The organism is Bradyrhizobium sp. 23 (genome assembly GCF_023073295.1).
GTDB classification, from domain to species: domain Bacteria; phylum Pseudomonadota; class Alphaproteobacteria; order Rhizobiales; family Xanthobacteraceae; genus Bradyrhizobium; species Bradyrhizobium canariense_D.
On record NZ_JADPJF010000148.1, the window covers coordinates 332,919 to 342,767 of the forward strand.

Sequence of the window (9,849 nt, forward strand, 5' to 3'; positions counted from 1 at the left end):
GCCACAATATTGAGAAATTCCGGCGGCAGCATTACGCTATGTAGCTGTCTGGCAATTTCCGCAGCTAAGTCGAGCGTGGCGGGGGAGCTTTGATGCGAGCTGAAAGTAACGGGACGTCCCGGCGGATTCTCTGCGTGTTTCCGCGATACACATCCTCGTTCGGGACGTTCGAGCATTCCTACCCCCTGACCGATGGCGTCCGCGCCTTCATGCCGCCGCAGGGACTTTTGCTGCTCGCGGCCTATCTGCCCAGGGAATGGCAGGTCAAATTCGTCGACGAGAACCTTCGCCGTACGACCAGAGAAGAGTTCGAATGGGCCGAGGCGGTCTTCGTCAGCGGCATGCACATCCAGCGCCAGCAGATGAACGATATCTGCCGCCGCGCCCACGAGTTCGATCTGCCAGTCGCGCTCGGCGGTCCCTCCGTCAGCGCCTGTCCGGACTATTATCCGTCGTTCGACTATCTCCATGTCGGCGAGCTCGGCGATGCCACCAATCAGCTGCTCGAGATCTTGTCGCGCGATACCTCCCGTCCGGAAGCGCAGGTGGTGCTGACCACCAAGGACCGCGTGCCGATGACGGAGTTTCCGATCCCGGCCTACGAGCTCGCCGACGTGAAGAAATACTTCCTCGGCAGCATCCAGTATTCCAGCGGCTGTCCGTATCAGTGCGAGTTCTGCGACATCCCCGGCCTCTATGGCCGCAACCCGCGCCTCAAGTCGCCGGAGCAGATCATCGCCGAACTCGACCGCCTGCGGGAATGCGGCATGACCGACACGGTCTATTTCGTCGACGACAATTTCATCGGCAACCGCAAGGCGGCGCTCGACCTCCTGCCGCATCTGATCGAATGGCAGAAGAGGACCGGCTACATGGTGCGGCTCGCCTGCGAGGCGACGCTCAACATCGCCAAGCGGCCGGAAATCCTCGAGAAGATGCGCGAGGCCTATTTCGTCACCATCTTCTGCGGCATCGAGACGCCCGACCCCGATGCGCTGAAGGCGATGCACAAGGACCACAACATGATGGTCCCGATCCTCGAGGGCGTGCAAACCATCAACTCCTACGGCATGGAGGTCGTGTCCGGCATCATCATGGGGCTCGACACCGACAAGCCGAACACTTCGGAGGCGCTGCTCGCCTTTGTCGAGGAGTCCCGAATTCCGCTGCTCACGATCAACCTGCTTCAGGCGCTGCCGAAGACGCCGCTGTGGGACCGTCTGGAGCGCGAGGGGCGCCTGGTCGAGGACGACGGGCGCGATTCCAATGTTGACTTCCTGTTGCCCTACGACGACGTCGTTGCGTCCTGGAAGCACGCCATGGCCGTCGCCTACGAGCCCGAGAAGGTCTACGGGCGCTTCCAGTATCAATGCGACCACGTTTACGTGCACCGCCTCAAGATGCCAACGCCGGACGAGATGAAGACCTGGACCAACATCAGGCGCGGCCTCGTCATGCTGCGAAACATCTTCTGGAAGGTCGGCGTGCTCGGCGACTACAAGCGCGTGTTCTGGAAGTTCGCGCTGGGCCGCATCAAGCGCGGTGATCTCGAAGGGCTGATCGGCTGCACCCTGATCGCGCACCATCTCATCACTTTTGCGCGGGCGGCCTCGACCGGCCAGCAAAACGCCTCGAACTATTCGATCCGGCTACGCGAGGCCTCCGTCCCCGCCGAATGATGCGACATGTCTGATCCGGCCATCCCGCGTCGTCCGACCCTCGATCTGCGTTCGCTCACGCCCGCGCGCGTGGCGCTGGGGCGCAGCGGCGCGAGCCTGCCGACGCGGGCACTGCTCGATTTCACACTGGACCACGCCCGCGCCCGCGATGCCGTACACGCCGTGTTCGATGCGCCGCGGCTGGTCGCGGATCTCTGCGCGCTTGGCCTCGTCGTCACCGAGGCGAACAGCCGGGCGGTCGACCGCGGGGACTATCTGCGGCGGCCCGATCTGGGCAGACGGCTCGATGCCGGATCAGCCGAGTCCTTGGCGCGGAGCGCCTCGGAGCCGTGCCAACTCGCACTCGTGATTGGCGACGGCCTGTCGGCGGCGGCGGTCCACGCCCATGCGGCCGCTCTGGTGATGCGCCTGCTGCCGTTGCTCGCGGCCGACGATGGTGTCGCGATCGGCCATGTCGTCGTCGCCTCAGGCGCGCGCGTCGCGCTCGGCGACGAGATCGGCGCCATTCTCGGCGCGCGCATGGTCGTGATGCTGATCGGCGAGCGGCCGGGCCTGTCGGCGCCCGACAGTCTCGGCGCCTATCTGACGTTCGCCCCGAAGCCGGGCCGTACCGATGCCGAGCGCAATTGCGTGTCGAACATCCACAAGGCCGGGTTGAGCTATGACGAGGCTGCCTTCAAGATCGCCTGGCTCGTCCGCGAGGGGCTCGCGCGGGAAGTGAGCGGTGTGGCGCTGAAGGACGAGAGCGCAGACCGGGCGCCGCGTCGAATTGGCACGGCTTTGCCCGGATGAAGGGCATTAAGGCAAAATCGCCACATCTTGATCGATTCGGCCACACTCCGCCTGCTTGCGAGAAGGGCGATTGACCTGCTAAACCCCTCGCAGCGATTTTCTGCGCATTTTCAAAGGGCAAGCCTCCCATTGGTATGGCATTTTCAAGCCGTTCGCGGGGCGCGACAAGCTCACAGACCCGAGCCGATTTAGGAACTGGACAAGGCATGCTCGAAAAGCACAGCGAGAGTGAGGTTCATGTCGACAAGGTCGAGCAGGGACCTGCGTCCTCGATCGCCTTCGGGCTGGAGCGCATCGGGCTGATCGCAGTCCGGGCGCCCATCGTCTCCTGCGTCGTCCTGCTCGTGCTGATCGTCGGCGCCGTGTTTGGCATCCACCGGATCAAGATCGACGATTCGCTGTCGCAGCTGTTCCGGTCCAACACGCCGGAATTCCGCCAGTACGAAGCGGTGACCAAGAAGTTCCCGGCCGAGGAATTCGATGTCCTCGTCGTAGTCGAGGGCAAGACCCTGCTGGCCCGGAACAACCTCGAGAAGCTGCGCGACTTCGTCACCGACATGCAGCTGGTCGAGGGTACGCGCGGACTGGTCTCGCTGTTCTCCGCGCGTCAGGCGCCCGCTCCGGGCAAGCTTCCCGCCGCACTGTTCCCGCCCGAGCTGCCCGAGGGCGAGGCCTATGACAAGTTCATCGAGGGCGTCAAAGCCAACGAGATCATCCGCGGCAAGCTGTTGTCCGAGGACGGCACGCTGGCGCTGATCGTGCTGTCGCTCGATCCGGAGGTGGTCGCCTCCAACAAGCTGACCAAGACCGTCGCCGACATCCGCGCGCTGATAAAGGAAGACCTCAGTGACACCGGGCTCAACGTGCAGCTTTCCGGCGTGCCGGTGATGCAGCTCGAGATCCGCAACGCGGTCGAGCGCGACGGGCTCACCTACAACATCCTCGGCATTCTCGCCGGCTGTGTCATCGCCATCATCTTCTTCCGCAAAATCTCGTTCATGGTGGCGGCGGCGTTCCCGCCGATGATCGCGATCCTGCTGGCGCTCGGCGCGCTCGGCTGGGCCAATTTCAATCTCAACATGTTCCTGAACGTGATGACGCCGCTCATCATGGTCATCAGCTTCTCGGACTCGATGCAGCTCACCTTCGCCGCGCGCGACCGGCTGATCGCGGGCCAGGACAAGTTCACCGCATTCAAGAACGCGGTGCTGGTGGTGGGACCGGCCTGCGTGCTGACGCACGGCACCGCAGGCATTTCCTTCATCGCGCTCCAGTTCTCCGACTCCGATCTGATCCGCAAGTTCGGCGAGGCGGGTCTCGCCGCCACCATCATCGCGCTGGTTGCGGTGTTGTCGCTCGTGCCGGTGTTCGGCGTGCTGCTCGTGCGCAACGAGAAGGTCTTTGCGACCAAGTTCCAGAGCGCGGATGCCGGCGTACAAGCGCTGCGTAATTTCTGCTACTGGATCGCGGTGCGCATGGTGGGCCGTCCCGGCCTGTTCAGCCTGATCGCGGTGGTGTTCGTGGCGGGCCTCGGCGTCATCTACGCAAATCTGGAGCCGCGCTACCGGCTCGCCGACCAGGTGCCGGACAAGCGCCAAGCGGTCGCGGCCAGCGACCGGCTCGACGCCAAGCTCACCGGCGCCAACCCGGTCAACGTTCTGATCCAGTTCCCCAAGGGTGAATCGCTCTATTCGCCGGAGACGCTGCAGACCATCGCGGACGTGCACGCGACGGTGGAGAAGGCCGCCGGTGTCGGCAATGTCTGGTCGGTCGAGACCCTGCGCCGCTGGCTCGCGGACAAGGCCGGCAGCGCCGACGTCGCGACCCTGAAGGAATATGTCAGCGTCATTCCGGAGCATCTGGTGCGCCGGTTCATCGATGCCGAGCAGGACGCGGTCGTGGTCGCAGGTCGCGTGCCGGACAAGGATTCCAGCCAGCTCCTGCCGATCGTCGACAAGCTCGATACCGAGCTCGACGCCGTCCGCAAGAAGCATCCCGGCTATGAAGTGGCGGTCACGGGTCTTGCCGCGATTGCCGCGCGCAATTCGGCCGGCATGATCGAGAAGCTCAACCGCGGGCTCACCGTCGAATTCGCGCTGGTCGCGATTTTCATCGGCCTTGCCTTCCGTTCCTGGGTCGTGATGTTCGCCTGCATCCTGCCGGGCATCTTCCCCGTCGTGATGTCGGGAACAGTGCTGTGGGCGATGGACGAGGGACTGCAATTTGCCAGTGTCGTAGCTCTGACCGTTTCGTTCGGCCTGGGCTTAAGCGCCACCATCCACTTCCTCAACCGCCTCAGGCTCGAGAGCAAGCCGGGCGTCGGCTCGGCGCTCGCAGTGGAGCGCGCGACCGTGCTGGTCGGCCCGGCCTTGATCCTGACCACGTTGGTGCTGGCCTGCGGTCTCGTCGTCACGGTGTTCTCCGATCTGCCGTCGCTACGGCTGTTCGGCTGGCTCAGCGCCTTCTCGATGGTGATGGCGCTCGTCGCCGACCTCTTCATCCTGCGGCCGACGGCGATGTGGTTGATCAATCTGCACGCCAAGCTTCAGGGCACCGACAAGCCGGCGATCTGAGCGGCTGCATCCATCGGACACGGAATCGGCGCGGTCCGGACGATTGCGCCGCGCCTCCGAAAAACAACAAGCCCCGGTTCGCGAGAACCGGGGCTTGTCGCTTTCGGAGCGGAAAGAGCTGTCAGCCCTTCGTCATCGTGATGTTGACGCCGCGAATCTCGCCCTTGGATGAGATCTGCACCGTCTGCTTGGTGCCGTTGGTGCGCAGCGACAAATTGGCGGCAAAGCCGTTGGCCTCGACGAACACCTCGATCTGGCCGCCACCGGCAGTGCCTTGGAGATTGCCGAAGATGTTGCGGTTGGTCTCGCTCCAATTGCCGGAGATGCGCTCGCCTTGGCTGGTCACATCGCTGGTGAGGTCGAACTTGTAGCTGTCGGAGGCGCAGTGCAACGCCTGCTTGAGACTGAGACCGGTGCCGGCAACCTTGTAGTCCGCCTTGCAGCGGATGCGCTCGGTCGAGCCGTCGGACAGCGACACCGTACCCGTCCCGGTCCATGCGCCCTCGAAACCTGCAAACGGTCCGGACGACTGAGCCTGACTTGTCGAAACCGAGAAGAGCAGCGCAGCGCCGATGCCGGCCGCCTTGATTGCCAGTTCAGTCCGTCCAAAGAATTTCATCTCAAAATATCCCGTTTAGAACGACGTCCGCTTCTCACGAAGAACGTCTCGCTACATCGAAAGTTTAGTGTTCCGAGCCAGTGACAGGTTCAATGCCCGACTGCCAGAGATGGCAGTTCACGACGCCTTGCGCCATGCTTCCACCTCTCGATTTGTCGTATTTCGGCATGTTTCTTGGTCCCGAGGCGGTATCGAGAGATGCAGCTCTGCAACAGGTGCGCAGCAAAACGCGGCGCACCTGAATTATGACGTAGTATCAGTCTCTTACATTTGCCAGAGAAGGCGCAGGGAAGCCCTGATTTGGTGGACGTGGCGCCAATTTGGCCGCATTTGCCAGTGCTTGTGCCTTCTCCGAGGCCGCTCCTCCCGCGGCGACTTGCCATCAGAACAATCCGTTCCGGTCGTCGCCCTGTGCTGACCGGGATTGGTGCGATTCTGCCGTCAGAATGAAGGAATACAATGCGTAAGCTTCTCGTCGCTCTCACCTTGCTGTCGGCCTCCCTCTCGACCGCAGCGTTCGCCCAGCAAGGGCGCGGCACGGACGCCGAGCAGAAGGCCTGCTCGCGCGATGTGCAGAAGCTCTGCCGTCCGGTCATCGACCAGGGTGATTTCACCATCCTGGCCTGCCTCAAGGAGAACCGGGCCAAGATCTCTCAGGCCTGCGACCAGGTCCTGAAGAACCACAACCAGTAAGCTCGGCCACTGGCCCACAAAAGGCGGCCCCGGGGCCGCCTTTTCGGACCTGATCCGCAAAGGGCAGCCATCGAGAGACAGGATTGGTTTTGCGGCCGTATTCCCCTATATGGGGGCCGCGGCGGCATCGCCCGCACGGGCTCGCGCGAGCGAAAAAGCCCTTCCTGTCCAAACGATTGTAGACCAGCCCTCGATGACCTCTGCGAGCGAATTGCGATCCGGCAAGGGTGAGCGCGACGAGAATTTTCCCGTCGCGTCCTGGATCATTCATCCGCGTCATCGCGCGCTGATCCTGGCGTATTACAATTTCGTCCGCACCGCCGACGACATCGCCGACCACGCCACGCTGCCGCCGGACGAGAAGCTCGCTTATCTCGACCTGCTCGAGGCGGAATTGCTCGGCAAAGGCGACACCCAGGCCGAGGCCGTCAGCCTGCGGCACGCACTGGCCGAACGCGGCATGGCGCCGCGCCACGCGCTCGACGTGCTCATCGCGTTCCGTATGGACGTGACCAAGTTGCGCTACGAGAATTGGGACGAGGTCATCCATTATTGCCGCTACTCGGCGATGCCGGTCGGCCGCTTCATGCTCGACGTCCATGGTGAGAGCACCTCGACCTGGGCCGCGTCAGATGCGCTCTGCGCAGCGCTGCAGATCAACAACCACCTCCAGGATTGCGGCAAGGATTTCCGCGAGCTCAACCGCGTCTATCTGCCGCGCGATGCGCTGGCCGCGAGTGGCGCCTCGGTCGAGCAGCTCGGACTGGCGCAGTCGCCACCGGCGATGCTGGCCTGCCTTCAGGCTCTCGCCGTCCGCAACGAAGCGCTGCTCGCCGAGGGCAGGTCGCTAGCTGCGGAGATCCGGGATTTCCGCCTCGGCGTCGAGGTCTCGGTGATCCAGGCCTATGCCGACCGCATCGTGCGCCTGTTGAAGGTGCGCGATCCCCTGCGCGAGCGCGTGCACCTGAACAAGCTCGAGCTCCTCACCTTCAGCCTCGCCGGCATGATCGGCGAAGTCGGCCGCCGCACGGTCGGACGCAAGGCCATTTCCAGACCGGGGACTGCACATGACGCTTGAGGCGACCTCGCCCGGCGCCAATTATGGCTCGACCGCATCCGGCAGTTCGTTCTACGCCGCGATGCGCATCCTGCCGCACGACCAGCGTGAAGCGATGTTCCAGATCTACAGCTTCTGCCGCCAGGTCGACGACATCGCCGATTCCGATGGCCCGCGCGACGAACGGCTCGCCGCCCTTCAGGCGTGGCGCAACGACATCGATGCGCTCTACCAGGGCAATCCGCCGCCGCGGCTGAAGGACTACGTCACCTCGGTGAAGACCTTCGGCCTCAAGCGCGAGGATTTCCTCGCCATCGTCGACGGCATGGAGATGGACGTGCCGCAGGACATCCGCGCGCCCGACATGGCGACGCTGGATCTCTACTGCGATCGCGTCGCGAGCGCCGTAGGGCGGCTGTCGGTCCGGGTCTTCGGCTTGCCAGAAGAAGACGGCATCGAGCTCGCCCATCATCTCGGCCGCGCGCTCCAGCTCACCAACATCCTGCGCGACATCGACGAGGACGCGGGCCTCGGCCGGCTCTATCTGCCGCGCGAAGCGCTGCTGCATGCCGGCATCACCTCCAACGATCCGGACCGCGTGATCGTCGAGCGCGCGCTGCCGAAGGTCTGCCTGCCACTGGCGCAGCGCGCAAAGGTGTATTTCGAGAAGTCGGACGAGATCATGAACCGCAACCGGCGCCGCGCGGTGCGCGCGCCGCGGATGATGTCGAAATACTATCATGCCATTCTGGATCTCCTGATCGCGCGCGGGTTCAACGCGCCGCGCGAGCCGGTGCGTGTGTCGAAGATCACACGTATCGCCATCCTGCTCCGATACGCTCTCATCTGATGCAAAAAACAGCTCACATCATTGGCGCTGGAATCTCCGGCCTCTCCGTCGCCGTGCGACTTGCCAATGCCGGCTTCAAGGTCGCCGTGCACGAAGCGACGCAGCAGGCCGGCGGCCGTTGCCGTTCCTATTACGACGGCGCCACCAATCTCACCATCGACAACGGCAACCATCTGCTGCTGTCCGGCAATAGCCATGCGCGCGCCTATGCGCGTTCGATCGGGACCGAGGCGGGCCTCGTCGGTCCGGAGCGCGCGCAGTTTCCCTTCGTCGATCTCAAGACCGGGCAGCGCTGGCAGATCGACCTCGGCGACGGCCGGCTCCCGACCTGGGTGCTCGACGAGAGCCGCCGCGTCCCCGATACTGGGCTGACCGATTATCTGAAGCTGGCGCCGCTGATCTGGGCATCGGAAGAGACGCTGGTCGGCAAGTCAATTCCGTGCGAAGGCGTTCTCTATCAGCGCCTGGTGCAGCCTCTGCTGCTCGCGGCCCTCAACGTCGATCCACCCGAAGGCTCGGCGGGGCTTGCCGGCGCGATCGTGCGCGAGACGCTGCTCGCCGGCGGGCAGGCCTGCCGTCCCCTGATCGCGCGCGACGGGCTCAGCGCGGTACTGATCGAGCCCGCCGTGACGTTCCTGCAGGGGCGCGGGCACAGCGTTCAGCTCGGCCATGAGCTGCGCTCGTTTGCGACCCATGACGGCAAGGTCGGCGCGCTGAATTTCGGCGGCGAGGATGTGATCCAGATCAGCGAAGGCGACGTCGTCGTGATGGCGGTGCCGCCGCGCGCTGCCTCCAACCTGCTGCCGGGCCTGAAGACGCCGACCGAATTCCGCGCCATCGTGAATGCGCATTTCCGCGTCGAGCCGCCGGCGGGATCGGCACCGATCCTCGGCGTGATCGGCGGCGTCGTGGAATGGCTGTTTTCGTTCCCGAACCGGCTGTCCGTCACCATCAGCAACGGCGACCGTCTGGTCGACATGCCGCGCGAGGAACTCGCGCAGGCGATCTGGAACGACGTCTGCAAGGCGGGCGGTGTTTCCGGCGAGCTGCCCCCTTGGCAGATCGTGCGCGAGCGCCGTGCCACATTTGCGGCGACGCCGGCGCAGAATGCCCTGCGTCCAGGGCCGGTCACTGCGCTGAAAAACCTGTTTCTTGCAGGCGATTGGACTGCTACGGGATTGCCTGCAACCATCGAGGGATCGGTCCGATCCGGTGATCGCGCCGCCGATCTGGTTCTGGCCGCCAAGGGATAGTGACAGGCGGCCCTGACGGGCATTTGTCCCAGTCAATTTCGGCCCATTCAATCGACTATCGGAGCAATCGAGCGAGATGGATTCCGTGAACGCGACCAGCCGCGAAGCCCAAGAATTCAGGAACTTGGAATCGAGCATTGCGTCGGCCACCGAAGGCGTCCTCGGCTTCCAGCAACCCGACGGCCATTGGGTGTTCGAGCTCGAGGCAGATTGCACGATTCCGGCCGAATACGTCCTGCTGCGCCATTATCTCGCCGAGCCGGTCGATGCCGTGCTCGAAGCCAAGATCGCCAATTATCTTCGCCGCGTGCAGGGCGCCCATGGCGGCTGGCC

At 64.1% G+C, this 9,849-nt stretch carries 8 protein-coding genes and 1 pseudogene; 8 read left to right on the top strand and 1 reads right to left on the bottom strand.

What is annotated here, in order from left to right:
- Positions 1–92: 92 nt before the first annotated feature.
- The 3 genes from IVB32_RS34895 (at position 93) to IVB32_RS34905 (ending at position 5,044) form a co-directional block, all read left to right on the top strand.
- Positions 93–1,679 carry a B12-binding domain-containing radical SAM protein gene (locus IVB32_RS34895; protein WP_247300200.1) on the top strand — a complete coding sequence of 529 codons (1,587 nt, stop codon included), beginning with the start codon at positions 93–95 and terminating at the stop codon, positions 1,677–1,679.
- Positions 1,680–1,685: 6 nt separating this feature from the next.
- Entirely contained in the window at positions 1,686–2,471 is a 786-nt protein-coding gene (eutC, locus tag IVB32_RS34900) for an ethanolamine ammonia-lyase subunit EutC (protein WP_085362342.1), read from the top strand.
- A 206-nt stretch (positions 2,472–2,677) separates the two neighbouring features.
- Positions 2,678–5,044 (top strand): MMPL family transporter, encoded by a 2,367-nt coding sequence (locus IVB32_RS34905; RefSeq protein WP_018456926.1) that lies wholly within the window; start codon positions 2,678–2,680, stop codon positions 5,042–5,044.
- Between the two features lie 121 nt (positions 5,045–5,165).
- Here IVB32_RS34905 and IVB32_RS34910 read toward each other — a convergent pair whose 3' ends face one another.
- Entirely contained in the window at positions 5,166–5,663 is a 498-nt protein-coding gene (locus tag IVB32_RS34910; protein WP_018456925.1) for a hypothetical protein, read from the bottom strand.
- A 459-nt stretch (positions 5,664–6,122) separates the two neighbouring features.
- Here IVB32_RS34910 and IVB32_RS34915 point away from each other — a divergent pair, with 459 nt between their 5' ends.
- The 5 genes and pseudogenes from IVB32_RS34915 to IVB32_RS34935 all read left to right on the top strand — a co-directional run.
- On the top strand, positions 6,123–6,356 hold the full coding sequence (locus IVB32_RS34915; protein WP_007593627.1) for a hypothetical protein: 234 nt from the start codon (positions 6,123–6,125) through the stop codon (positions 6,354–6,356).
- Between the two features lie 193 nt (positions 6,357–6,549).
- Positions 6,550–7,434 carry a squalene synthase HpnC gene (gene hpnC / locus IVB32_RS34920; RefSeq protein ID WP_247300192.1) on the top strand — a complete coding sequence of 295 codons (885 nt, stop codon included), beginning with the start codon at positions 6,550–6,552 and terminating at the stop codon, positions 7,432–7,434.
- Positions 7,424–8,263: a presqualene diphosphate synthase HpnD gene (gene hpnD / locus IVB32_RS34925; protein WP_018456923.1), complete on the top strand. Its 840-nt coding sequence runs from the start codon at positions 7,424–7,426 to the stop codon at positions 8,261–8,263. Before hpnC ends, hpnD begins: the two co-directional genes overlap by 11 nt.
- The gene (gene hpnE / locus IVB32_RS34930; RefSeq protein WP_018456922.1) at positions 8,263–9,516 is read left to right on the top strand and encodes a hydroxysqualene dehydroxylase HpnE; all 1,254 of its coding nucleotides are present in this window, start codon (positions 8,263–8,265) and stop codon (positions 9,514–9,516) included. The genes hpnD and hpnE overlap by 1 nt, the downstream gene beginning before the upstream one ends.
- A 76-nt stretch (positions 9,517–9,592) precedes the next feature.
- Positions 9,593–9,849 (top strand): annotated as a pseudogene (locus tag IVB32_RS34935) (squalene--hopene cyclase); the annotation flags it as partial.

Excerpts from the sequence above, each read along its gene's own strand:
- hpnE (WP_018456922.1), top strand. The coding sequence starts at position 8,263 with ATGCAAAAAACAGCTCACATCATTGGCGCTGGAATCTCCGGCCTCTCC.
- hpnC (WP_247300192.1), top strand. The coding sequence starts at position 6,550 with ATGACCTCTGCGAGCGAATTGCGATCCGGCAAGGGTGAGCGCGACGAG.
- hpnD (WP_018456923.1), top strand. The coding sequence starts at position 7,424 with ATGACGCTTGAGGCGACCTCGCCCGGCGCCAATTATGGCTCGACCGCA.
- IVB32_RS34915 (WP_007593627.1), top strand. The coding sequence starts at position 6,123 with ATGCGTAAGCTTCTCGTCGCTCTCACCTTGCTGTCGGCCTCCCTCTCG.
- IVB32_RS34905 (WP_018456926.1), top strand. The coding sequence starts at position 2,678 with ATGCTCGAAAAGCACAGCGAGAGTGAGGTTCATGTCGACAAGGTCGAG.
- IVB32_RS34910 (WP_018456925.1), bottom strand. The coding sequence starts at position 5,663 with ATGAAATTCTTTGGACGGACTGAACTGGCAATCAAGGCGGCCGGCATC.
- IVB32_RS34895 (WP_247300200.1), top strand. The coding sequence starts at position 93 with ATGCGAGCTGAAAGTAACGGGACGTCCCGGCGGATTCTCTGCGTGTTT.
- eutC (WP_085362342.1), top strand. The coding sequence starts at position 1,686 with ATGTCTGATCCGGCCATCCCGCGTCGTCCGACCCTCGATCTGCGTTCG.